Below are 22,611 nucleotides of genomic sequence, written 5' to 3'. Positions count from 1 at the left end.
CATCATAGAGCCACATAAGAACCACTATGCAGCCATCATAGAGCCACATAAGAACCACTATGCGGCCACCATAGAGCTACAAGCTCTCAAGATCGTGGGGCTCTGCCCCACCCCCGGTCTCGCTTGCGACGCGGCGGGGGCGCCTGACGGAAGAGCTGTCAGACACCCCCTTGCAAAGCTTCTGGAACGTGCGGCTGTGCATCAAGGGCCGCTGCGCTGGTGATCCTCACCCGTTCGGTGCTCGGGCCGATACAGCCGGCCCTGTGCTCCGCTGCGGCCTCCGGTCCCCCCCTTGACCCACAGCCGCACAAGCAAACAGCCGGACTGGGCAAATTTTGGTGGGTCTAATGGTGGCGCTGCGTGAGATCCAGCGAGATTACCCTTGCCTAGGGGCTCAGATTTCGCGCTATACGCTTCAAGTCAGCCGGTTAGCGCAGGCCTAGCCCAAGTGTTGCCTCACCGGTACCTCTGTCGGTTTCCGAGATTGCTGCGAAACTTTGTAAACAATTGAACCGAAATCAGCCAATGACAGCAATCGACGCATAGCTGCCATTCAAGAAAGGCACCAATCGGCCACAGGCGGTCCGTCTGCCTGATGCATAAGTCTGCCCTTACGTTTGCTACCGATCTCTCAACGTCATGACTGACCTGCTAAGAGATCGCGAAGAACTCATTGCCGTGGTCGACCACATGGATGAATGGCTAATCCATGGAGGATGGCTATGCTGCACTCACAAGCCTGTCAGATAAAATAGTGACGACCCGTACCATGTTGACGCAAAATGCCAGCCAGATGGCATTACAAGGACGACGAGGTAGCCACGGTGAGTGAGAATGCCCCCGGCCAGCTGTTAGGCTTCACAATTCAATTCCCTAGAGCGCTATGCCACCTTCTTAATTGTACTCCAGGAAGTGTCGTTTGCGTTGAGGTCCATGGGGATGTTGCGACTATCCATAGTAATGGCTCTAAAACCGCCGAAGAAGACAAGTCTTCGGTGAACAGCAATCCTGTGACTGACAAATCCAGTGATCTTTGGAAAACCTTATCGAACTGGACCGACGCCGTTAAAACGGGCGAGCTAGATATAGAAAAAACCAAATTTATTTTATTTAGAAATAAATCTGGACGACAAGGCATTGCTGATGCCTTTCATTCGGCAAACTCGGCTGACGAAATTGAAAAGGCTTTAGATAACGCCATCGTAAAAATGAGCGATATTGATCAGAAACACGTCGCCTGGATGTATTATGAAAATGTGATAAATCAGAATAGACCAATCCTTAAAAAGATTATCGAAAACTTCACCTTAGAAACCGGCAGCGGAGATGGATTTGACGAAGTGGAGGCGTTGCTAAAGAAGCTACACGTACCAGCTAAATCAATCAAAGATCTGGCTACTCACTTGGGCGGTTGGATTCTACGCAATGTCACCAACAAAATAAGTCAAAAAAAAGATGCTAGAATCAGTTGGGAAGATTTTAATGCCGCATTTCTTGAACGTTTTGAGCAAGCGAGACGGCTTGAACTGATTGACTTCACCTTAGAAGTTCCTCCATCAGAGGATCAGATCAAATTTCAAATATCGCTACGCCCGAGATACCTTCTGCAAGCCGAGCTCGTTGGATGCGATCATGAAGACTTGCTTGGAGCAGTAACTGATTTTTTGAAAGCGAGAACTAATAGGGATCGATGGATCGAAAATGAGCTTTTGGATGAAATTTCCGCAGCGGAATTCGAAACCAGGCTCCATAGGTTTTGGAAGAGCGCTAAAAGCACTATAAAAATAACCAATAAAGAGCTTAACCCAGTAGAAAGGGGCAGACTGCTTTATAATCAATGTCAAATTCGCCAAGAAAAAATCAAAAATAGCGAACTTCCTGATTCAACAGTAGCCGGCACTTATCATGCCCTAGCAAACGGATTGAAACTGGGCTGGCATGAAGACTGGGAGTCGAGATTAAAAAATGGAAAATGACCAGGATAGCTTACTAGCTGAAGAAGTTCGTGAGTGGAATACCCCCTTATTTAGCGCATATCTGCTTTGGGAATTCACACTAGGGTATAAAGAAGCGCACCCTGATAACAGCTCACCTATAGGAATTCTTCACTTCATTGCTCTTGCACTACTAACAAACCCAAGGCTAGCAAAGTATGTTAGTAACAAACGTAGAAGCTTACAATCATATACTTTAGGTCTCGAAGAGAACAGGCTGACCGACCAGTTATTGTCTTTGCAAGACAGGATAAACCAGCGCAAACATCACACCTTAGAAGCTATAGATGCCGCTATTAAAGCGGGACTTCTTGTATGGGATACTGAGAGCGCTATCATTTATCCAGTAAATCTGAGAAAAAAACCAAGCCATGGAAAGACCCTGAAAGCAACTGTGAAGAGCTATGGAGCCAAGGCTCGCCTACTGGGAAACTGGTTTTCAGCGCATGACACATTCACTATCGCTAATTACTTGCGGGTAACACTGTAATGAATTTTCAAATTATCCGCCTAATAATCTGGCCTAAAAAAACCTTACACAAACCTCAGGTTATTAAGTTCCAAAAGGGCAAGGTTAACGTAATCACTGGCGCGTCGAGAACGGGCAAATCTGCAATTATACCGATTATTGATTATTGCTTAGCATCTTCTGAATGCCAGATCCCCATTGATACTATTCGAGATCATTCGATGTGGTATGGGATCATCGTAGAGTCTGATGAAGAACAGCTCTTGTTAGCGCGGCGTGGTCCCTCAGGTAGAGAGGCATCGCGAGAGTTTTATATAGAACGTGCTGCAAGCGTCACGATCCCGAATGAGATACTGGAAGCTAACGAGTCTTTAGATGGTGTAAAGTTTATTTTAAATACAATTTCTGGAACCCCTTATTTAAGGTTATCTGCACCAGAAGACAACCGTCCCTTTCAAGAGCGGCTTGGCTTCAGAGATGTGACGACTCTGACTTTTCAGAGCCAGGACGTCGTAGCCAGCCAGAATATCCTGTTCTACAAAATGCACGGATTCGAATACAGAGAGCGACTCAAAAATTGGTTTCCTTATATTCTAGGAGCTGAAAATTTAGAAACTCTTACTGCGCGTCATCAGCTTTCAGCCATTCAGGCGAAGCTAGCACAACTAAGGCGCGAAGACGAAAAATCTAAAAAAGTATCTCAGAAATGGCTGGATAATATGGCTGGCCAAATCGAGGTGGCCCGACAATATGGTTTAGTCCCTGAAGATACAGGAAAATCTACTGATCCAGAAGTTCTAATTCAGATCGCCAAATTAATTGTAGATACAGACCTAGAACACCCTAAAATCACCAACAGAGCGATTCAACAGGCTAACGAAGTAATTACTGCCCTAGAAAAGCGCGAGGATGAAATCAGTGACGAGATAAGCTTAGTTAAAAAAAGGCTCCGCGATCTGGCTCGCTTAAGAGAAAGCTTCACTTCTTACGGTGCAAGCACAAAAAAAAGGGTTGACCGTCTTCATATCTCTCAATGGTTGAAAGATATCTCAGCCAATCATTCCCCCTGCCCAGTATGCGGAGAGAACGGCCACATTAAATCAACCATTGAGATAGGAAAAATAGCCACGGCCTTTGAAAAAGCTGAACTTGAATTCAAAAAAACAAAAACAATACCAACTACATTTGTTCGTGAGGAAGAACTCTTAAAGCGTCAATTAGATGTAGCCTTGGAGAAACGAGCTGCAATTTCCAGCAGAATGGATCTAAGGATTTCTAGGAACAAAGAACTTTCAGAGAATTTCGCCAGAAGAAAAAACATGTTTTTATTCTTAGGCCATCTGAAGGCATCCTTAACCACTTTTGAAAATCTCTTTAGCAAAAACGAAACAGGGAAGGAAATTGAATCTCTAGAAAATGAAGAGGCAGAGCTTAAGCTTAAGATAAAACCTGGCCTTGTCGAAAAAAGAATTGAGACAGCTCTAAGCCAGATTGAGTTAAAAACTCTCTTTCGGCTTCAGTCTTTGGATGTTGAAAGCAAATATAAGAAAATTCCCCCTAAATTTTCGATAAAAGATTTGAGCTTAAAAGTACTTAGCAATGATAATGACTGGCATTTTCTATCTGAGGTAGGAAGCGCTTCCAATTGGTTATCCTTCCATATTGCATTCATTTGCGCGCTCCATGAATTTTTGAATGATTTGAAGGATTCTTGTGTTCCATCTTTCGCAGTTTTTGATCAGCCTAGTCAGGTCTATTTCCCTAAAACTAGGCGAGCTAGTCAAGACTCGAATGATCAAGAGCACAACTATCTTGACGAAGATGTTGATGCAGTTAAAGGCATTTTCAAAACCCTTTCGGACTCGGTCGGAGCTATGGGCGGAAAGTGGCAATGCATTGTGCTGGATCATGCAGGCATGGATATCTATGACGGAATCGCTGACGTTCATGAAGTGGATGTGTGGCGTAATGGGAAAAAATTAATTCCTAGCCATTGGATGACGGATTAGCGCAACAGAGAAAAGCTAAAGCGATACTGATTAGCAAGTTTCTTTTGCACAACAAGCTCGTCACACGTAAAATAAGTAGCTTGTAGCCAATTTTTTTCGAGAATGTGCTGATGCGTTAGCGAACCCGGAAGTCCAGTGAAATTTCTAAGCTGGTACTTCTCATCTGGCGTTCGAATGTGATCCTCAGCTAGCCAGGTACTGGTACCTATTGATGAGGTGAAAATGGAAGTTAGAAAAATCACCCTAAGTGACATCAAAGGATTCTACGCGCTTTTTTGTGAAGTGAATGCCGAAGGCAGTTACTCGGCTCGCTCGACTCCGCCCCCTTTAGAGGTAATAGAACGAGCATTAATGAAAGCTGTAAGCAAATGTTGGCCTGTATACGTTATTGAACATAACGGTCTAATAGTGGGCTCGGCGGAGGCCTACCCGGAAAGCTTCTGCCAATCCAGCGGTAGCGATAGCATCGGGGTTCTAGGGATGCAAGTGAAGCGAGAGTATCGCCGCAATGGCCATGGCTCTGCTCTCCTTTCAGCCGTAATTGAGCATTGCCGAGATGCAGGCTTCACCTCAGTAGATCTCAGTGTCTTTGAGTCAAACAAGCCTGCCAGGATACTTTACGAAAAGTTTTGCTTCGCCCACCTCGAAGACCTTCCGCCGTGCACGCTTGCGTGTGGCAAGCTCGAACAGCCCATTAAAATGCGACTATCGCTCTGATTGTTATTTGGATTCCAAAGTCAGGGTCCGACATTATCGATATGTGATGACTGAACGTTTACGGTTTCTCCAGACAGCAAACGGCTGCAACTGGCGCTAGCTGCCTTACTGCAACGGCAGCTTTAGGTCGAGTGCCGCTAGCCACGACCTGTGGCACCCGACTCGAAGCAGACACTTAGGACAGACGAGCCCTGCGGCTCCCAGCAGTGATAGACGTCAGATGTGAATTATGATTATCGAGCCCACAGAGTTGTTTTAGTTGCTCTCCCTACACAATAGCGACCAAAGTGTCCGGCCTCCATCTCTGTCTGAGTATTCAAGAAGCACACGTGGAGATGATCGCCGGTTCGCTTTATTGAGTAGTCATATCCGACTCGAAAAAAGCCTCGATCCGCTCCAGTTGACGTGTTAAGTGCGACTTCAATTCTGTGACTTTTCTGCGCATCGTAATGGACAATCCCTTCATGGTCTGGAAGCCATATACACACGACCTCGGTCGCGTCTGGAACCGAGAAACTTTCAAAATACCAGCATTGCAGTGCTTTCAGATCGTCTAAATCCAGACTTTGCACATCAAGGCAGGAAGAGTTCACCGCGATAGATTTTGCGGGATGCTCGTCTCGGATCGATTGAAAACGGCCTCTTAATATCGAGTTGTTTATCAAACCGTTAATCCAGGCTCGGCGTACATCCACTGCGAAGTGCCTGATATTTGCAGATGACGGTTTCTCACTCGCAGCCAGACCTAGCTCATGAAGTTCGAATAGCAGAGATACAGCAAAATCAGTGGCTGTAGGTACGGGGCGATCGGATTTGAACGTATTGATCATGAGGCGTGTGAGAGAGGGAGCATTTGCCAAGGCAAGTGCTAGTTTTGGATCGACGTTAGCGCTGATCGCTGCGCGTTTAAAGCAACTCGTCCATAAAAATCTAGGTGCAAAGTACCCTATAAGGATTCGCCAGATCGGTTCCAATAATACCTTTAGTATAGGACTGAGCAATTTCGCCCAAACGGTTTCCATGCCTTGCTCTCAATGGCTTTGTGCTCTGATGTTATGGAGCACGGAGCCATTTATCAATCGTCAGAATTATAAAAGCATGAGTTTACCCTCCGCCAGCGAGGAGTCGCACTTGTTTCGGAAACCGACAGCATTTTCTGACGCCTCGGCGGCATCCTATGTGATCTGAACCTGACAGGTCACAGGCTTAGCATACGATTTTTCTGGATTCTGTAGGCACCCTACATCGAGCCAACCGGAACCACACAGCAGTACCGGTGAGTCAACAGCATTAACCAGCCAACTTGAAGCGTATAGCGCGAAATCTGAGCCCCTAGGCAAGGGTAATCTCGCTGGATCTCACGCAGCGTCACCATTAGGCCCGCCAAAATTTGCCCAATCCGGCTGTTTGCTTGTGCGGCTGTGGGTCAAGGGGGGGACCGGAGGCCGCAGCGGAGCACAGGGCCGGCTGTATCGGCCCGAGCACCGAACGGGTGAGGATCACCAGCGCAGCAACCCTTGATGCACAGCCGCACGTTCCAGAAGCTTTGCAAGGGGGTGTCTGACAGCTCTTCCGTCAGGCACCCCCGCCGCGTCGCAAGCGAGACCGGGGGTGGGGTAGAGCCCCACGATCTTGCTTTTGAAGCTGTCTGGAATACCACCCCTGAATCTTGAGGGAATGGGGTAGTGAAACCCTCTGAAAAACAGGCGATCAATCTGGAGGGGAGGGGTCCGCTGTATAGGAACACCCCCCGTCAGAGTTGCGAGGTTCTGAAGAGGTCGATAAACAGTCGCGCTACGCGCCGCAGGTACCTGATGTACAGCAAGCTTAACGTGCGGAAATTTCAGAGCCTCCGGCCGCGTTGCAGTGGTCAGCTGGGGACTGGATTGGGTTGGCTTCGACGCGGCCGCAAGCTCAGTCACAGGTGCGCGGCCGGGCTCGGATAGGACGTGGCGGTGTTTGGCGACGGTCTGTCGGCTTAGGCCTGCCTGAGCCGCTACAGCGGTGAATGTGAGAGGCTGGCCGGCCTGGCATAGCTCGTTGCAGGCTTTACGGATCTTGGATTCGCCTTCCTGGACCCTAAGCGCATGCGTGCGCTTGGCAGCCTGTCGCTGCCGCTCTTCCAGCGGCAGGCTTTTATCCAGCTGCATCACCCCTCGATGACAGCTACCGCCGCCTTGGTATCGATCCCACGTCCAGCGGGCAATCGACTTGACCGTAGCGCGTAACGACGAAATGGGCAGGTCTTCAGAGAATCCCAGGGCCTTGAATCGGTTGCAGTTGAAGGCGTGAGCCTCCAGCTGCCGAACAAAGGCCTCGAAGCTGCCGGCCTCTCTCGCGGCGATGACGCGGCTATAGGCGTAATAACGAAGGCGCTCGAACAACAGGCAATGCCTACTGTGACTAGAGGACTCAAGTCGCGGCCCTTTGATCCAGGGCCGTGAGTTGGTCAATTCGACCTCTTGGGCCAGTTCGCTCAGGTCATAGATATGGTTATGCAGTTCGCTCGTCTGCCACCACGGATGACCGGGCGTTTTCGCGACCGGGCCGCTGTTGTATTCAGGATCAGCAGACAAGACCGCTGCACAAGCCTGATAGACAGCCTTCATGTACTGGATTGGCCTAGATCGACCGTGTTCCGAGGTGCAGACCGGATGAATCGCGTAATACAGGTGGCTATGACCATTCTGCCGGTTGCGAACAACCAGGTTCGGCGCAGGAAGCCCCGAATCGCTCCAGGCGAGCGAATTACTGTGGTCTAGATCGAAAATAAGCCACGCCACCATGCCAGGCCGATTGACCTGCATGTAGGGGTATCTGATCGCGTGCTCGCGGGGGCGTACTCGGGTAGCGGTCTTGTCGTCGCTACAACGGGCCATATACGGCGCTTCTTCAAGTACTCGCCACATAGCGGAGCCATGGGCAAAGCTTGGCGCATCGTTGGCCGGTGCCGCTTGGGAAGCCTTGATAACCACGCCTGTTACCGGAAAGGCAACAGGCGGTCAGCTACTGGCTCTATCTTTTTCTTGCGCGCATGCGCATAGCTAGCCATAATCTAACCATCTGCTCGATGAGTAGGCCGCTTCCGCCAAGAATTCAGCCTGCTCTATGTGTTGACCAAAAAGCCCAGTTGCCCACTGGGCTTTTTGGTTTCTGCTATTTGCTTCTAATCGCTAAATTCGCCTTTCCGCATCAGTGTTTTGGGCTTCCAGCCTGCGACTTCCGCTTCGAATCGGTAGATTCCGTGCTGAATCAGCAGGGATGCTGCCGCATCGATGGTGCGGAAGTATCGTGGGCCACCTCGATACTGCCCTAGGATGCGGTTGTCGCCAGCAATCCGAAGAGCCAAAACCAGGCCCTTCTCTGCTACAGCGACAGTTGCACCCTGTACGCCTCCTACCAAAACGACCTCTTTGAAAGCTGTCGGATTGATAACGGCTTTCGAATCAAACGTGATCATGCACCACCTGCGTAGCAGCGTCCAGCATTAATGAAAAATGCACACGCCGAATTCCGTTTATGTAGCTGCTAGATAGCTGCAAGCTAGCTGCTATCTCTTTCGTAGCGGTCTAAAGCTTTCTCTAGGATTTCGACCAACAACACACCTTCGTTCTGCGCTAAGGCGCGGATCCGGGCGTCCCATTCGGGCGTAACGCGCGTAGCAAATTGCACCGTACGGTTGGTTTTTCGGGCACTGCGTCCGTCGATCTTTGGCTTGGGCTCCGCGACCTTTGGTGGAGCTGGGTTTACCGGACGCGCTGCCGGCGCAACTTCCGGCGCGGTCAGATTCGTGCTCGCCTCCTCTAACGATGGTGGTACACCTAGCTCCTCACGCCGCCCTTTCAGCTTTAGCTTGGATACATCAGCCATTTGTCACCCGATCAATGAGGGATTGAATGAGTGTATCTGCACGACCATTCAGGCCTGAAAAGCGGGTTTCCGTGATGCTATGCCCTGTATTTTGCGCCTCACGATAGGCTGGTTGGTCACGCAGGCTGCCATCCAATACGGTGTAGCCCGCCTGCTGCAAATAGACCCTCGCTGCGACCTCTTCCGCTGGCGTACCTATACGGTTAAGAGCGAAGGCTAGCCGATCATTTTGAACACCAGCCTTTGTAAGTGCGTGGAATTCACGCACAGCTGGGATAAGGTCATCCCTTGATGCACCGGAAGGCTGAACGATCAAATCGGCTGCGCGAGCGATATCTAAGGTCGCCGAACTGGTACGTGCTGGGCCGTCAATAATGAGCAAGTCATAGTTATTTGCTACCTCTAAGGCCTGAGCAGCCGTAGCGAACGCCTCGACTGACACTACAGGCTCAATGCCTTGAGATAAGCGCAGGCGATGCCAGTCAACGGCTGTTCCCTGCTGGGTATCAAGGTCTGCCACCTTTACGCGCAACCCCCCTGCAGCCGCCTCACGAGCTAAGGCGCGTGCCAACGTAGATTTTCCAACTCCCCCTTTCTGGGAGACGAACGCAACGATTGCTGCCACGGCTCTACCTTCTATCTAGCTGCTAGTTAGCAGATACCTTAGTCAAAATATCAGCTAGTAGCTAGATAAAAGCTATGTTATAGATTTCTTCTAGATAGCAGCTAGATAGCAGATAGCTGCTATCTAGTCGATAGAAATATTTTTCCGTCTAGCAGCTATCTAGCAGCTATCTAGATTGATGCGCAGACCATATCCTTTTTACCTGGGAGGCGCTGCATCCAGCGAGTTCAGCTGTTCTATTGATGCTATGACCGGACTGGCGGAAAGCTATCACCTGTGTGCGGAGCTTCGGATCAGCTCTCCGCCCTTGGTACTTTCCAGCTTTCTTCGCCAATTCGATGCCCTGGCGCTGGCGCTCACGTCGCTCCTCGTAATCGTCTCGCGCTGTTTGTAATGCCATACGCAACAGCATAGCTTGCACAGACTCCAACACTATCCTGGCAACGCCATCAGCATCAGCAGCAAGGTCAGACAAATCTAGCACGCCGGGTACCGCGAGCCGCGCACCTGTTGCTTGTATTGAAGCTATTAGCTTTTCAGCCTCTGGTAAGGGGAGGCGACTAATACGGTCGATTTTTTCGGCAATGACTACCTCCCTGGGTTGGAGGTCGGCCACCATGCGTAATAACTCTGGCCGGTCAGCGCGTGCGCCACTGGCCTTCTCTCGATAGATGCCAGCAACGTAGTACCCGGCGGCCTTCGCGGTCGTGATGATTCCTTCCTGTCGTTCGAGATCTTGTGCGTCGGTACTGACGCGCAGATAGACCCGCGCCACCATTGATACGGTTGCTGCTGGTTTTGTCCTGTTCATCCTGGCTCCTTTGGGCATACCTAAATGTGCCTAATGGACATAGAATAGCTCACAAGCTCAATGCCGATCTAAATGCGCCTAGCTCAGGATACGGGCCCAAATGAGCCTAGCTTAGGGGTGGTATTGATTTATGTGTACCAAATATCAGAAAGCCGCTATGGCACTCAATCGGTGATTAAATGAAAAGACTATTTGGGATGCTATTGATGTTGCCTTTAGCTTCCTATGCTGCCTCCTACATCGACCAAGCAGCACTGAAAGACGATTCGGCACGTCGTGCTTTGATCCAGCAAGGCATCAAAGATTGCCCACGTAGCAAATACCCAACCGTGGGTGATCGCGAAGCATGCCTGCGCCCGTACCAAGATAAGGCACAGCAGCAGTATCCTCGTCGTGGTACCGAGGCCTACGCACAAAAACACTATTCAGATATGAACAAAGCCCAGGCTGAGCAAAAGCTGATTGAGCTTCAGAAGATCGCACAGCAAGCCGGAGCGATCATGAGCACCAAGCCAGGCGAAATTTCTCGAAAAGATGCCGAGGTAGAAGGCTGGTGGATTCAGCGCAACGTTTTGAAGGCTACGCCAACCGCCACCTCACCTTGGTTCATAGAGTGCAAGAAGCAGAATTGGTCGGCTACAGTAGACCAGTGCCGCCTTGGTAGCGGTGGAGAAAATTGAGCGAAGCCTAGTTAAGATTGTTGCCGACTAGATGATAGGCAATTTTTATAAGTAAAGGAGAAACATGTATGTCCGATGGAAAATTTCAACCTCAACCTATCCCAATGACGGTCAGAAAGGGTCTTGGTATCTATGCGACCTTATTGGTCAGTTTCGTCTTTTTGGTGATGCTGGCTACGTCGATCTCATGGTTCCCCGGATTCATTCCGTTCTTTGCCTACTTTGTTTTTGGGTTTATCATGAACCGCAAAGTGTTGCGTAGCTTGATCGAGTGGCATCCAGTTCACAACACCATTGAAAATGTATCAAGCAATAAGCTACGCGCACTCATGTTTTGGCCATTTTTTTATCTAGCTTTATTTTTTAAATTGGGCGTAATTAAGCATCTTTGATTCCATTCCCATGTAAATCTAATTTTTTGGTTGCCTTGATTTTATAAAACGACAGATACATTACTAAAAGGAGAACTTTATGTCTCGATTGAGCCAATTCCGTGAAGCCGAGCGACAGCTGCGCGAGCAGATGGAGCTTTTGGAAAAGTTAAAAGCTGATTCCCAGCTATCCAAAGAAATCGAGTTCGAAAATAAGCTGCGCGCCCTCATGGAAGAGTTTGGAGTCAACGCTCATAGCGTAATAACCATCCTCGATCCTGAAGCTGCCCGTGGCCGGCCCCAGCCTGCTGTTACGCAGGGTAAGCGTCGTCCGCGTACTGCAAAAGTCTATCGCCACCCACACACGGGCGAGCAGATTGAGACCAAGGGCGGCAATCACAAGGTGCTGAAGGCTTGGAAAGCTGAGCACGGTGCAGACATCGTTGAGGGCTGGATGGTCGCCGAGTAATTTTTGGTAACGCATGGGGGAGGGCGCGGACGTCATCTCCCATGCCTCATAAACAGGAAATTTTAGTAGGCAGTTTCGTTTATTATCAAAATAAGATATTACATATTTTACATTATGTCATCTCTTGTTATCGCCGTTAACGGCCACGCAAATAAAATTTAAAAGGTTAAGGATTACAGTGAAAAAACTTCTTGCAGGCGTTATATTTTGCTTCGCGCTTATTGGATGCAAAGATAAGGGCTCTGAATTCGTTGGGAAGTGGGAAAACAAAGAAGATAGCGAAGTTATAACTGTTGAAAAAGTAGATAATGGATACAGAGCGGTCTCAAAGTTAGGTGACTCAGATTGGATGAATCTGGATCTGAAGGTAATTCCAGAGACAGATTCCCGGCTTGTCACTGAAAATGGAAAAGATAGAGTATTAGATATGAATAGCGACGGAACCGTCACTAGCTCAATGCGTAACAAGAAAAAGATTTTAACAAGAGTTAAATAATGGTAAGGCCTTCCCCGATCATCATACCTCCTACATCAAAGCTTACCTACATAGGTGGTATGGCAGCACTCAATCTTCCGTCCTCCACCGGGACAGGGGATTGGCACCAGGAGCAAACATTCTTTCGCTCTAGAACGAAGCGCTCACGGTCTTTCATTTCGGGGAAAGGGTGTCCAACGGATACGATGGAGATGCTTGGTGATGCCGGTATCTACGATTGCACCTCGGTGCTCAAGGCGCTTGGCATTCCACACGAGGGGACTACCGCGTTCGCGGCAAGCCACGCCCGAGCCACGGCGGATCTCGTCCTCGACGCAGTAATGCGTGGCCGATCTCCAGACTTCGCGGTACTTGATGACTGGATGCCGCGCACCAGTGACAAACAGGAGGTGATAGAGCTTCTGGCTAAGGCCTTGGAGCGTCTGACGCCCGAGCAGCAGGCCACCATCCGCGCTTGGATAGATAAAAGCGTTGCTCAAAAATGAGTTGACCGTGTCGTCACGGGCGGTTAACCTGAGATCAACACACTCGCCACACGTCCTACCCACCGGGTAGGGTCCTACTGCAAAGTAGGCGTGCAAAAGGCGAGTTTTTTTTGCCTGGAATTTGTCTTCATGGTCGCCAAGAAGCCTTTTGCGAAAGCCGCATCGACCCCCCAAGCGCTACTCGACAAACTGAAAAGGCACGGCCTTCAGGTGCCAAGCGACCCGATTGCCCTCCAGTACCTCAACTATATCGGTCATTACCGCCTTAAAGGTTATTGGTATCAACTGATTGATCCCAATACAGGGAATTTTGTTGCTGGCACAACACTCGACATCATACTCAATCGCTATGAGTGTGATCGTGAAATAAGGGCGTTAATTCTAGAAGCTGTGGAACGTCTTGAAGTCGCAGTAAGAACAATTATATGCAACTATCTTAGTCTGAAATATTCACCACATTGGTACTTAGAAAGAAACATATTTACACCAACCAAAAGTTTTGGCCTGGGAGATATGCTTTCAAAAATAGAGCGCGAAGTAGGTAGATCGAAGGATAAAGTATTTATTTCTTCTTTTTACGCAAAATATGACTCTCCTTATCTTCCTCCTAGCTGGGCCATGAGCGAGTGCGTTACTCTCGGAATGTGGTCTAGAACCTTTGCTATCCTACGTGACCCCGCCGATAAAAAAAGTATTTCTTCAAAGTTTGGCATCCAAAAACCGGAAGTTTTTGAAAGCTGGCTTCATACGTTATCAGTGCTAAGAAACATGGCTGCGCACCATGATCGCTTTGTGCATACAAAGCTAGGCGTAAGCCCGGCAAATTACAAAGACAAAAATATAAAGTTTAGCGATAACAAATCCGTTTATGCTGCGCTAACCATGATGCATGTTTTGCTTTCCAGTATTGGATTCAATGGATCTTTCAAGAACAGATTGATTGACCTAGAAAACAGATACGGTAGCGCCTTGTTTCAGGTTATGGGCTTTCCTGCAAATTGGAAAGCTTCTAATGGATGGTAGGTGGCCGCTCCGTCTAACTATCTAACGGAGCTTTTGTTTTTGAAAGTGACTTGCTTTTTTTCCTGGCTTCGCTTGAGCGACGCCGTATTATGCGAGTCGTACCTTTAACTAAGTTTTGAGATACTGAAAGATTCCGTTTTTTGCGACCTGCTTTTAAAGCTGCCTTCTCCTTTATTGCGTTAGAATGTTCAATAAATCGATCTACTGCATACTCAATCGCCATCCAATAAACAAGATCATCAATTACCGAATCACCACTATCATTTAGTGCTTTCATATTTTTTCACCTGGCAACCATAGACCGCGTAGAAAAAACTTCTTGAATGCTCCTTTCACATAAAGCGTGCCTGTGCGTACTTGCCAAGCGCGGTAGCTCCATTTGATCGCAAGTATTGAGAAGGGAAATGCCACTGAAACCGTACCAATAACGCTAGGTGTTAAGCCTGCTGAAGCAATATCGTAAAGAGCTAGGAGAAAACACATAGCAGCCAGTATCCAAAACATTCGCGATTGCCTCGTATGCGAGCGTATAAGCTGCTCCTGTTTAGCTTCGCTCATGCCATTGAGCTGCGCGCGTCCCTTCTGCGTAATGATAGGTAAGAGCACCTGATTGATGGATGCCTGATCCCTCTGTGTGAACACGGCAAAACCGCAACCAGCAGAGCACGTCCACGGATAAAGGGCATTACTATCTGGCGATGCATCCTTAGAAACATGCATCACACCCTTTTCGCACATAGGACAATGGGGATTCCTTATGGAACTTACCAAGTCCTTTAGATATTCGTGGTTATTTGAAATATTACGCCACCCCAATATGGAAAGCGGCATAGATACAAATGAAAATTTAGCTGCTTTTTTTGTGCGCTGCCACAGTTTCATATTAGGCCACCTTCCTTATACGGCGATTACGACGTTTCTTTTTCTTTTGGCTTAAAACGGTTTCTGCTACTGATAGCAAAATATCCATTATTTCTTTTTCAGGGCGAGCAAGATCCTGCGATGAACTGGTCATAGCTATTCCTCTAAAATGGATATTTAATAGAAATTTTAGCTTTTAGGTTGTCCGCCAGGACCCTCTTTGCTTTTACTTTGTTCTGCTGCTAATTCTTGTTTACACCAGCTATTAATCTCTGAAGCTACTCGTGGAGCAAGCTTTTGCAGAAGTGGGTCGTCGGCAGGCACTGTGCGAAGATGCTTGGACAGTATCCACTGCTTAGAAGTCTGGTAGTACCTAAAAGCCACCTCTGTTCTTACTTTAGGAGAAAGATGTTTCAAAGCATCCAAAAAGCAAAGCGCTATAACATGGAAACTGGTTAATCCGTAATTCCCTTCATCGATAGTTTGTCTAAGTCTTGTGTTTTCTTTTCTCAGAGCTTCACACTCTGCCTTTAGAGCATCGTGCGCATTCCGCCATTCTTGATTTACGCTTCTCCATTGACTGTCTGCATCGTTGAAACCTGCCTCGTATCCTTGACGCTCTCCTTGCCTACGACCAATAGCGATTCCGGTACTTTCTGCTAGGTAATCATATTCTGACATTTTCTGCTCCCTACTTTAACTAAGGCTTATCGGTGTCCATGTTTTTTGATGGACTAATGCCTTGAGGACCTGGAGAAATGACGTCACTATTTTTTCGAGCACTGTTCGATGTAGACGTCTGGTCTGAGGATGAAAAACCAAAGCCTTTAAAATCGTCGTAATTTGATTGACCTGCTGAAACTCCCTGGGGGCCTGCACTCAATAATTCTTTACTATATCCAGTAGCATTACTGCGGCTCCCACCGCCCCCATTACTTCCACCGCCTGGAGAGCCAGCGGGTGAGCCATTACCATCATCACCGGAGCTACGACCGAGACGGCCATATTTATTTTCGCTTCCGACTCTGTGTGCTTGTATTGGGCGTGTAGGTCCAAACTTTTCGGTATTGGATCGCATCTCACCGGTCGCCTGTGTTGATCCCATCGATTCGATACCGATGCCGATCCATTTCAGCACTACATCAGGTAAGGTCTGTGAAAGTCCGAAAACCATATAGATGACTGGCAGTAGCAGAAGACCGTACATGATCAGCCAGTTACGCCACTGGAAGAATTCGACGAACCAGCCCAGCGACTCCGCGCTGGTCACGTTCGCGGCACGCATGGCCCAGAACGCTTTGCTGATGTACATCAGTATTGGATTGGCCATCGTCATGGCCGCAAACAAGCCCAGCACGATCAGCACAGGGCGGATGAACAAGGACAGCAGCATCAGATACCCCTGGGTCTGAGACCCTACAAACGACCGCTCTGGCGTCATGTGCATCAGTGCCCATAGCGGCGCTGCGATAATCGATTGCAGAATGCCCAGAACCCAGCCCACCACGGCAATCATAAAGATGGTATAGGGCAGCGAAGGTAGGAACACCCCGAAGTAGAACGCCAAGACGCCTACCCATTGAGCGACTTCGAGCAGGGGTGTGAGGAAGTTGTATATCACCCATTCCAGCAACGTATCGGCAAGTGGCGTGGCATTGATGCTCGATCCGAAGAACGAGACGGACCCAACACTCGCCGCCACCGCCTTAGCCCCTGAAAGCGCTGTATGCACAATTCTGTTGGTTGCTACAGCGGACGCCTGCATGAGCGCGAGCACATCGCCGGTGGTCTTGATACGAGCGATGGCATCTACATCGCCGTCCGTGCCAATTAGCGTTGCCGTGACCCGCTCCATCCCCCAGCCGATGAAGTTGCTCATTACGCTATCGCCGCGGCTACCTAACGTATCGATGCTCAGATCATCTAGCGAAGCCGGAGCCAAGGCTGCTTTGATATCCGCCGCATTCGGCGTAACCGGGGCTTTATAGCTCGATCCATTGAGCGATTTGCTGATCACGGCTTGATAGACGGTTCCATAGCTAGAGACCGCCAACTGGCCTGCTGAGTCCCTGGGCAGGGTATTGAGGTCGGGCTGGGTCGCCACTGCTACCGGCTCCGCGAAAATGCTGCCCATCTCCTGTCGTATACCGGAAAGCCGCTGGTAGAAGCCGCCTGCCATCGCCCAGCCATCTTTGGTCACGTCATTTGTGTATTTCGCCATGATCTGATGCAGCGTCGTATCGTTCGCCATCTGACTCGCAAGGCTTTCCGTCAACGTGTTCTGTGCTTGATTGATGATGACGTTGAAGCGGTCGCTGCTGACTGCATCCCAACCGGTCTGGCTGGTATCACTGGGCCAAGTCTTCACCCAGGCATCCAGATCGGCCATCACTTTATTCATGGCGACAATTTTGGCGTTCAGAGCAGCGTGCCGCACGGCAGCCATCGCTGCGGCATTGCTAGAGATCCTGCTCGGATCGTAGATCGACCCTGTTGAAGTTGAGGTCGTGGCAAGCTCAGTCGGAACGCTAAAGCTATAGACCTTGACCGAACCGCAAACAGGAACGCCACCCCCAAGGTTCGTGGTAGCGTTTCGATCCTTGAATAGGTAGGTTGCAGCCTTTCGCCCTGGGCCATCATCGCTAGTTGAGTCTGCCTTAGGGAGGGCCTGCACAGCGGTTGGCTGTCCCAAGGAGCTGTAGATGGCATTCAGCGTGTAGGCACACCAGCTCGATGCTAGATAGGCTTGGCCGAATTGCCGAATGTCGTAAAGCGGATAATTCGGGTTCGGCTTGGCACCGCTGCCAAAACCTAACTGACTGCTAACACTGCTTAGGGAACCGTTGATAATGCCGTTCTCGACACCGGCCTTGAATACAGTATTGGAAAGGCCAACACCCCACAGACCGATCATTAGAACGATTATCTGGATAAAGGAATAGCCACTTGAAGCGGGCAAAAGAACCCCGCCACCAAAGACTATCCTCAGCGGTGTCCATAACGAACTCCAGGCTTTACCCAGCGCTTCGCCTTCGTTCGCAGTGTTTGCGACTCCAACAATCGCGATATACGAAACGAAAAGAGATGCCAAGATTAGTAGGCCCGAATTGTACTGGACGAACATAGATGCCAAGACATTCGAGCTAGCAGTTACTTCCTGAGGATCACTTCCTACAGCTAAGGAATCAATTACTGGCCCGAAGACGGCTTTAAGTACGCCAACACTAGCGTCAGCGCATCCACTTGTACCATCCGTGGTATTGCAGGGAGAAAAGGGCATGCCTGCCATCGTAATGCTCTCGATGAAGTGATGCAAAAAATACTATCTAACAAAGACCCCCTATGGAAGGGTAAATAAGAACTAAAACGGCTAGAGCGCCTATATTTTTTACGGCATACCAATAAGCCTCTGAATTAATTAGATATTTTTGCAGAGACTTTTTAAAAAAAGGTTCAAAAAATCTCACTCTGCATTGGTTAGAAAAGCGTCGTTATGCATAACATCGATAAAAGTTAAATTTCTGTCGTTACAAAAATCAACTTATAGGTTAGATACCTACCGTTTTGTGTATTCACCAAGCTACCGCAGTAAAGTAGACTCTCGATCCACCGCCAGATGCACCTAAAAGGTGACACGTGATTTTCAAGGTCAAATATCAAGAGAACAAGGCACTGGGAATCCAGTATCGATCCAACTCTGTGAAGTGTTACCGGCCAATAGACGAAACGACTGAACGGGGGACAAAGAGGCAAAAATTTGTCTGCACAATTGGCAGATGGGATGATGAGCTACCTGCTCACGCAGTTGAGCTATTGACCCCCTATGAAGTCCGGGAGTGGCAGGCTTGGCGCATTAGTCATGACGCTAGGTTCAGACGTAGCCAGTTGCAAGCCGCCCTGAAGGCCCTACCTATGATGTTGAGGTATGCCACTGCGGGTTTGGAGGAAAGAGCCGGAGAGCTGAGTACGCCTGAGCGAGAACAGACCCTTTCCGCGTTGCGGTCCTTTATGGATGCTCTGGAAGCGGCTGGCAAAGGTCACCTGGTGTCACAGCACAAGCCTTCAACGACTGAAGCTCTGCCGCCACCCGAGATAGGATTACCGGTACTGCCTAGCCTCAATGAGGCCAACACGCCTCTGGAGCATGCCTATCAGATGCTTGCCGAACGGCACAAAACGCTGATTGCCCGCCTCAAGCTCACGGACGAAGACATTTAGGATCTAGCGTTTTTCAAGCGAATCAGTTCCTCGCGCATCCATTGTCCATCTCGACGCATCTCGGCGCGTAGATCCTCGACCTCCTGCCGCGTTAGAAACAACGAACGCAAGGGTGGCTCTATGTCGGTCCTCTGTGAGTCCACTTCCTCAGGATCAAACTGATCTCTATCGAATTGCATCCCACAAACCTCTACGTGCTCAAAATGAGCCGGGCACTTTCGCCCCCAGGGATCGTGTGTCCATAGATCCCCATAGCCATCGCGGATAACGTAATAGACGCCTGGTTCTTCCTTAACCGCCCGAGGCAATACTTGTTCAAACCGCTGACTCTCCGGCTCGAATCGCCATACATACTTCATTTTTTCGAGCATAGTCCCACCCTTACATATCCAAATCCGGCGTGTTTCGGTTGAGTGAGTTCCGACGCTCACGCTCTTGCTCTTGCTCTTGCTCTTCCTGACGCTGCCGCAACCGCTGGGCCTCAGCCTGTCGCGATGCTCGCTGATCGTCCAAGCCTTCTGTAGCTGGCATCCATATATCTTTGGTCATCAATGCTAGCTCTGCTCGATGGTTTTTCTCGGTCCATTCATACACCGAGTCCCAGTGTTTATTGATAGCTATGTTCCAGGCATCATCTCTGAACTTGACTGCATCTGGATGATCGCTATTCATGTAGTCTCGATGCACGGCAGTAGGAAGTTCGACCTTCTCGCCATATTCCTTATCCCACTGTATGGCCCTTGCTTTAGCCATGTGGCGACGGATAAAGCCTGTAACAGCTTCGGGATCTGGTCGATCTCCCCAATCCTCGCAGTGTAAATGGTCGAGGTTGGAGCGATACCTCATCACCTCGGCATCGATAGCATCCATTTCAACATGGTCGCGGATAGGCTTGATTGGCTCCCTTGAAGCTAGCTGCTGTTCTGCCTCTTCTCTGGTCATAACGGGTGGCTGCGGAGCACTAGTGATCTGTGGCTGGACACTAGCAGCACCTGGCTGTCTGTCGACGCGTTCGCCCTCGATGCAGGCCCTGATTGCATCCTTACGCTGCTGCTCCAAGACAGGATCAGCGAACCGCACATCTAGACGACGTTCGACAGCAGTAGCTAAAACGCGATCCCTGAACTCTTGCCCGCCATGCACCGATACGGCACCAAACTTCTCCTTAGCCAACAACAAGCCAACTTCAATGCTATCAGCATCGTTTCGGCTGTCATTGTTGAACGTGATGCGTCGGCCTTCGTCGCGGAATGCCTCGCGATTGTTGACTAAGTAATCGACATCTCCAGTTGAGCGATCAACGGCCCATGTGACGCGCTCTGAGAGCCTGATAGGCCGTGCCGGATCAAGATTACTATCCGACGACGACGCGAAGTATGGCCGTTGAGCGTCCTTGGCCTCTGGCTGCCGCGCATGCTTACCTTTACGCTTGTCAGCGTAGGCAAAGCCGCGAAGCTGCGCGATAGCTGCCGGATCACCGGTCTCTGCTCGATCTGCAATCCAATCTCTATACGATGGGTACTTCTCTTTTCTGAAGGCCGCATTTTCAGCCTTGATTATAGCCTTCAGCTCAGATCGTTCAGACGCTGCGTTGAACGCCGCAACGGATGACAGCGCCTTGCGTTGAATACTATCAAGGCCACTACGCTTGATGGCCTCTCTCTGCGCTTTGTGCTGCTCGGTCAGTGCCTTACCACGTAGTTTTTGACGCTCGCTAAGCGCTGCTCTTGCCGGTGCCTTCGCTACACGCCACTCAGCGACAAACTGATCGTAATTACTGCGCAATTCCGCCCGATCTTTGGCTCTCTGATTCCGTGCTTCTTCACGCTTAGCCGGATCATGTAACGGGCGATATTTATTGTAGGTTTTAGCCTCTTCCTCATTACGGCCTAAATAGCGCTCTTGCAACGGCTCATAAGGGCCAAGCTGCTTTATCAGCTTGCCGCCGCCTAGACCCATATCAGACGCTTTTATCTGAATGTTTGATGTATCACTAGACGATACCACATAAAATGAGCTGTTGCGTTGGCTCGACGGCCTAAACTCAAGCCCATGTCGGGCTAATACTGCATGCAGAGTACTCCACGAAGCATTACCAGATTTCAGTAGCTCGACAGCATCTTTTTTGGGTTGCGCTTTGGCATAGGCAGCTAGCGATTCGTTGCCTGTATAAACTTCATGTTGTCGCGCCTTTTCTGGCAAATCCGCACGGGTTCCGTTCTTCGCACTGAGACGATCCGAGGCGCTCTGATATGTCCAGTCTATCGACTTTCTGCCGTCCACATCCATGACCGAGAACGGACCGTTATCATGCTTCCAATCTTGGTCAATCTCAATCTGACGCATCGCCTTGTCAAGCGCAAACTTAGAAAACGACATTTTAGGAACGCGATGTGTTTCGGGATGGACTTTGTTTACCATGATATGTAGGTGAGCGTTATCAGTGTCCCGGTGAACAGCAGACAGGTACTCATGGCCTTCAAGGCCAATGGCAGATAGCGCAAAACGGCCAGCATCAAACGCTTGCTTATCTGTCGGACTCTCGCCTTCTGACCAGCTTATAACCAGATGCATAACCGGGTCTTTCGTCCGTGTACTGCGTACAGATGTGCCCCACATTTCTATCCAGGCGGTTCCCTCTGAAAGACAATTTGTCTCAACTGCAACAGATCCTAAACTGACTTCGCCTGTATCTGGGTCTACAACTTCACGAAAGCTATTAATGTACTTCGATAGACTACGAAAACTCGTCTTCCCATCGCCACGCCTTCCACCGATCTTACCGATCATCGTCATCGGCCTCTTCGATATCAGGCGCTATACGCTTGAGCGCCAAAGTAGCCTCATGGACAGCTTTCTTCACCGCGACTAGTATCTCTGCGGTTTGCTGCGAATAAGCCCCGCCGCTACTGTTGAAAAGCTCCTTTTGCAAGCCTCCTAAGCTGCGCAACTGCGAGGCAATAGCCTTGATATCGGCACACATTATCCGGTCAGATTGATTCCGTATTCTACGTCCCAATCCTGCACATCGAATGAACATCGAAAGCGTTATGGCTGCCTCTTCCGCTTTCTGCTTAAGCGCTTCCGCCTCTTCGGGCAGGCATCGGGTATGAATGACGACCGTACGCTTTCTTGTACTCGAACCAGAGCGACCATTTGAGGCCATAGCACATACTCGCTTTTAATGGCCGCAGAGCGGCGGGGTCTCGGGGCATAGCCCTGAGCAGGGCAGGTTAGGGGGGATGACGAGCGAAGCGAGGAGGCCACCCGGTGAGCTACCCGCACGCAGTGCGCGGTAGCTCAAACCACACCCTGTCCTCGTTCTCGTATTTAATTGCACCTTTATATACGAGGACTTGATCCTGATACCACTAAATATTGAGTGGCTTTAAATGACATTAATCACTATGCGGCCACCATAGAGCCACATAAGAACCACTATGCAGCCACCATAGAGCCACATAAGAACCACTATGCAGCCATCATAGAGCCACATAAGAACCACTATGCAGC

23 protein-coding genes and 1 pseudogene are annotated in these 22,611 nt (G+C 49.4%); 11 read left to right on the top strand and 13 right to left on the bottom strand.

The genetic code is table 11. The features are described from left to right. Nucleotides 1-824: 824 nt before the first annotated feature. From RND78_RS26325 to RND78_RS28575, 4 genes are all read left to right on the top strand, one after another. On the top strand, nucleotides 825-1,976 hold the full coding sequence (locus RND78_RS26325) for an ABC-three component system protein (protein WP_312733016.1): 1,152 nt from the start codon (nucleotides 825-827) through the stop codon (nucleotides 1,974-1,976). Continuing rightward, nucleotides 1,966-2,484: a three component ABC system middle component gene (locus RND78_RS26320; protein ID WP_312733014.1), complete on the top strand. Its 519-nt coding sequence runs from the start codon at nucleotides 1,966-1,968 to the stop codon at nucleotides 2,482-2,484. The genes RND78_RS26325 and RND78_RS26320 overlap by 11 nt, the downstream gene beginning before the upstream one ends. Beyond that, a complete protein-coding gene (locus RND78_RS26315; RefSeq protein WP_312733012.1) occupies nucleotides 2,484-4,472 on the top strand; it encodes a DUF3732 domain-containing protein in 1,989 nt (662 codons plus the stop codon). The genes RND78_RS26320 and RND78_RS26315 overlap by 1 nt, the downstream gene beginning before the upstream one ends. Nucleotides 4,473-4,694: 222 nt before the next feature. Continuing rightward, the gene (locus tag RND78_RS28575) at nucleotides 4,695-5,189 is read left to right on the top strand and encodes an N-acetyltransferase family protein (protein ID WP_409457137.1); all 495 of its coding nucleotides are present in this window, start codon (nucleotides 4,695-4,697) and stop codon (nucleotides 5,187-5,189) included. A gap of 233 nt (nucleotides 5,190-5,422) precedes the next feature. On the opposite strand, the gene RND78_RS26310 is transcribed toward RND78_RS28575, so the two are convergent. The 6 genes and pseudogenes from RND78_RS26310 to RND78_RS26285 form a co-directional block, all read right to left on the bottom strand. After that, nucleotides 5,423-6,211, bottom strand: coding sequence for a hypothetical protein (locus RND78_RS26310; protein ID WP_312733010.1), 789 nt, complete (start codon nucleotides 6,209-6,211; stop codon nucleotides 5,423-5,425). Nucleotides 6,212-6,991: 780 nt separating this feature from the next. Then, nucleotides 6,992-8,098: pseudogene (locus RND78_RS26305) on the bottom strand (replication initiation protein); the annotation flags it as partial. Between the two features lie 257 nt (nucleotides 8,099-8,355). Beyond that, nucleotides 8,356-8,649: a ParC family partition-associated protein gene (parC, locus tag RND78_RS26300; protein ID WP_312733008.1), complete on the bottom strand. Its 294-nt coding sequence runs from the start codon at nucleotides 8,647-8,649 to the stop codon at nucleotides 8,356-8,358. An 83-nt stretch (nucleotides 8,650-8,732) separates the two neighbouring features. After that, nucleotides 8,733-9,059 carry a hypothetical protein gene (locus tag RND78_RS26295; RefSeq protein ID WP_312733006.1) on the bottom strand — a complete coding sequence of 109 codons (327 nt, stop codon included), beginning with the start codon at nucleotides 9,057-9,059 and terminating at the stop codon, nucleotides 8,733-8,735. Further along, complete coding sequence (locus RND78_RS26290) at nucleotides 9,052-9,684, bottom strand: ParA family protein (protein ID WP_312733005.1); 633 nt, start codon at nucleotides 9,682-9,684, stop codon at nucleotides 9,052-9,054. Before RND78_RS26290 ends, RND78_RS26295 begins: the two co-directional genes overlap by 8 nt. A gap of 166 nt (nucleotides 9,685-9,850) precedes the next feature. After that, nucleotides 9,851-10,495, bottom strand: a complete 645-nt coding sequence (locus tag RND78_RS26285) for a recombinase family protein (RefSeq protein ID WP_312733003.1) — start codon at nucleotides 10,493-10,495, stop codon at nucleotides 9,851-9,853. Between the two features lie 179 nt (nucleotides 10,496-10,674). Here RND78_RS26285 and RND78_RS26280 point away from each other — a divergent pair, with 179 nt between their 5' ends. The 6 genes from RND78_RS26280 to RND78_RS26255 all read left to right on the top strand — a co-directional run bounded on the left by RND78_RS26280 (nucleotide 10,675) and on the right by RND78_RS26255 (nucleotide 14,019). Then, nucleotides 10,675-11,175, top strand: a complete 501-nt coding sequence (locus RND78_RS26280) for a hypothetical protein (protein WP_312733001.1) — start codon at nucleotides 10,675-10,677, stop codon at nucleotides 11,173-11,175. Between the two features lie 68 nt (nucleotides 11,176-11,243). Beyond that, nucleotides 11,244-11,567, top strand: a complete 324-nt coding sequence (locus RND78_RS26275) for a hypothetical protein (protein WP_312732999.1) — start codon at nucleotides 11,244-11,246, stop codon at nucleotides 11,565-11,567. Between the two features lie 79 nt (nucleotides 11,568-11,646). Then, nucleotides 11,647-12,015, top strand: coding sequence for a histone-like nucleoid-structuring protein, MvaT/MvaU family (locus RND78_RS26270; RefSeq protein ID WP_312732996.1), 369 nt, complete (start codon nucleotides 11,647-11,649; stop codon nucleotides 12,013-12,015). 178 nt (nucleotides 12,016-12,193) lie between these two features. Then, nucleotides 12,194-12,511 (top strand): hypothetical protein, encoded by a 318-nt coding sequence (locus RND78_RS26265; protein ID WP_312732994.1) that lies wholly within the window; start codon nucleotides 12,194-12,196, stop codon nucleotides 12,509-12,511. 191 nt (nucleotides 12,512-12,702) lie between these two features. Beyond that, on the top strand, nucleotides 12,703-12,996 hold the full coding sequence (locus RND78_RS26260) for a hypothetical protein (protein WP_312732992.1): 294 nt from the start codon (nucleotides 12,703-12,705) through the stop codon (nucleotides 12,994-12,996). Between the two features lie 129 nt (nucleotides 12,997-13,125). Continuing rightward, complete coding sequence (locus tag RND78_RS26255) at nucleotides 13,126-14,019, top strand: Abi family protein (RefSeq protein WP_312732990.1); 894 nt, start codon at nucleotides 13,126-13,128, stop codon at nucleotides 14,017-14,019. 13 nt (nucleotides 14,020-14,032) lie between these two features. On the opposite strand, the gene RND78_RS26250 is transcribed toward RND78_RS26255, so the two are convergent. From RND78_RS26250 to RND78_RS26230, 5 genes are read right to left on the bottom strand one after another with little or no spacing between them, the layout of a single operon-like run. Further along, entirely contained in the window at nucleotides 14,033-14,296 is a 264-nt protein-coding gene (locus RND78_RS26250) for a hypothetical protein (protein ID WP_312732988.1), read from the bottom strand. Next, nucleotides 14,293-14,901, bottom strand: a complete 609-nt coding sequence (locus RND78_RS26245; protein WP_312732987.1) for a hypothetical protein — start codon at nucleotides 14,899-14,901, stop codon at nucleotides 14,293-14,295. The genes RND78_RS26250 and RND78_RS26245 overlap by 4 nt, the downstream gene beginning before the upstream one ends. 1 nt (nucleotide 14,902) lies before the next feature. Further along, nucleotides 14,903-15,034 (bottom strand): hypothetical protein, encoded by a 132-nt coding sequence (locus RND78_RS26240; RefSeq protein WP_312732986.1) that lies wholly within the window; start codon nucleotides 15,032-15,034, stop codon nucleotides 14,903-14,905. Nucleotides 15,035-15,069: 35 nt separating this feature from the next. Next, nucleotides 15,070-15,561 (bottom strand): hypothetical protein, encoded by a 492-nt coding sequence (locus RND78_RS26235; RefSeq protein ID WP_312732984.1) that lies wholly within the window; start codon nucleotides 15,559-15,561, stop codon nucleotides 15,070-15,072. Between the two features lie 19 nt (nucleotides 15,562-15,580). After that, complete coding sequence (locus RND78_RS26230; RefSeq protein ID WP_312732982.1) at nucleotides 15,581-18,160, bottom strand: DotA/TraY family protein; 2,580 nt, start codon at nucleotides 18,158-18,160, stop codon at nucleotides 15,581-15,583. Between the two features lie 356 nt (nucleotides 18,161-18,516). Between RND78_RS26230 and RND78_RS26225 the strand changes: the two genes are divergently transcribed. Further along, nucleotides 18,517-19,098: a hypothetical protein gene (locus tag RND78_RS26225; RefSeq protein ID WP_312732980.1), complete on the top strand. Its 582-nt coding sequence runs from the start codon at nucleotides 18,517-18,519 to the stop codon at nucleotides 19,096-19,098. 381 nt (nucleotides 19,099-19,479) lie between these two features. On the opposite strand, the gene traI is transcribed toward RND78_RS26225, so the two are convergent. Both traI and mobA read right to left on the bottom strand, forming a co-directional pair. Continuing rightward, nucleotides 19,480-21,888: a TraI/MobA(P) family conjugative relaxase gene (gene traI / locus RND78_RS26220; protein ID WP_312732978.1), complete on the bottom strand. Its 2,409-nt coding sequence runs from the start codon at nucleotides 21,886-21,888 to the stop codon at nucleotides 19,480-19,482. Further along, nucleotides 21,878-22,264 (bottom strand): plasmid mobilization protein MobA, encoded by a 387-nt coding sequence (gene mobA, locus RND78_RS26215; protein WP_312732976.1) that lies wholly within the window; start codon nucleotides 22,262-22,264, stop codon nucleotides 21,878-21,880. The genes traI and mobA overlap by 11 nt, the downstream gene beginning before the upstream one ends. Between the last annotated feature and the right edge of the window lie 347 nt (nucleotides 22,265-22,611).

It is taken from the genome of Pseudomonas oryzihabitans, assembly GCF_032027545.1.
Taxonomy (GTDB): Bacteria; Pseudomonadota; Gammaproteobacteria; order Pseudomonadales; family Pseudomonadaceae; genus Chryseomonas; species Chryseomonas oryzihabitans_F.
This window is presented reverse-complemented; position numbering and strand designations above follow the sequence as displayed.

What these genes read in the sequence shown, in the direction of transcription:
- RND78_RS26320 (WP_312733014.1), top strand. Translation starts at nt 1,966, where the DNA reads ATGGAAAATGACCAGGATAGCTTACTAGCTGAAGAAGTTCGTGAGTGG.
- RND78_RS26315 (WP_312733012.1), top strand. Translation starts at nt 2,484, where the DNA reads ATGAATTTTCAAATTATCCGCCTAATAATCTGGCCTAAAAAAACCTTA.
- RND78_RS28575 (WP_409457137.1), top strand. Translation starts at nt 4,695, where the DNA reads ATGGAAGTTAGAAAAATCACCCTAAGTGACATCAAAGGATTCTACGCG.
- RND78_RS26310 (WP_312733010.1), bottom strand. Translation starts at nt 6,211, where the DNA reads ATGGAAACCGTTTGGGCGAAATTGCTCAGTCCTATACTAAAGGTATTA.
- parC (WP_312733008.1), bottom strand. Translation starts at nt 8,649, where the DNA reads ATGATCACGTTTGATTCGAAAGCCGTTATCAATCCGACAGCTTTCAAA.
- RND78_RS26295 (WP_312733006.1), bottom strand. Translation starts at nt 9,059, where the DNA reads ATGGCTGATGTATCCAAGCTAAAGCTGAAAGGGCGGCGTGAGGAGCTA.
- RND78_RS26285 (WP_312733003.1), bottom strand. Translation starts at nt 10,495, where the DNA reads ATGAACAGGACAAAACCAGCAGCAACCGTATCAATGGTGGCGCGGGTC.
- RND78_RS26280 (WP_312733001.1), top strand. Translation starts at nt 10,675, where the DNA reads ATGAAAAGACTATTTGGGATGCTATTGATGTTGCCTTTAGCTTCCTAT.
- RND78_RS26275 (WP_312732999.1), top strand. Translation starts at nt 11,244, where the DNA reads ATGTCCGATGGAAAATTTCAACCTCAACCTATCCCAATGACGGTCAGA.
- RND78_RS26270 (WP_312732996.1), top strand. Translation starts at nt 11,647, where the DNA reads ATGTCTCGATTGAGCCAATTCCGTGAAGCCGAGCGACAGCTGCGCGAG.
- RND78_RS26260 (WP_312732992.1), top strand. Translation starts at nt 12,703, where the DNA reads ATGCTTGGTGATGCCGGTATCTACGATTGCACCTCGGTGCTCAAGGCG.
- RND78_RS26255 (WP_312732990.1), top strand. Translation starts at nt 13,126, where the DNA reads ATGGTCGCCAAGAAGCCTTTTGCGAAAGCCGCATCGACCCCCCAAGCG.
- RND78_RS26250 (WP_312732988.1), bottom strand. Translation starts at nt 14,296, where the DNA reads ATGAAAGCACTAAATGATAGTGGTGATTCGGTAATTGATGATCTTGTT.
- RND78_RS26245 (WP_312732987.1), bottom strand. Translation starts at nt 14,901, where the DNA reads ATGAAACTGTGGCAGCGCACAAAAAAAGCAGCTAAATTTTCATTTGTA.
- RND78_RS26240 (WP_312732986.1), bottom strand. Translation starts at nt 15,034, where the DNA reads ATGACCAGTTCATCGCAGGATCTTGCTCGCCCTGAAAAAGAAATAATG.
- RND78_RS26235 (WP_312732984.1), bottom strand. Translation starts at nt 15,561, where the DNA reads ATGTCAGAATATGATTACCTAGCAGAAAGTACCGGAATCGCTATTGGT.
- RND78_RS26230 (WP_312732982.1), bottom strand. Translation starts at nt 18,160, where the DNA reads ATGCCCTTTTCTCCCTGCAATACCACGGATGGTACAAGTGGATGCGCT.
- traI (WP_312732978.1), bottom strand. Translation starts at nt 21,888, where the DNA reads ATGATCGGTAAGATCGGTGGAAGGCGTGGCGATGGGAAGACGAGTTTT.
- mobA (WP_312732976.1), bottom strand. Translation starts at nt 22,264, where the DNA reads ATGGCCTCAAATGGTCGCTCTGGTTCGAGTACAAGAAAGCGTACGGTC.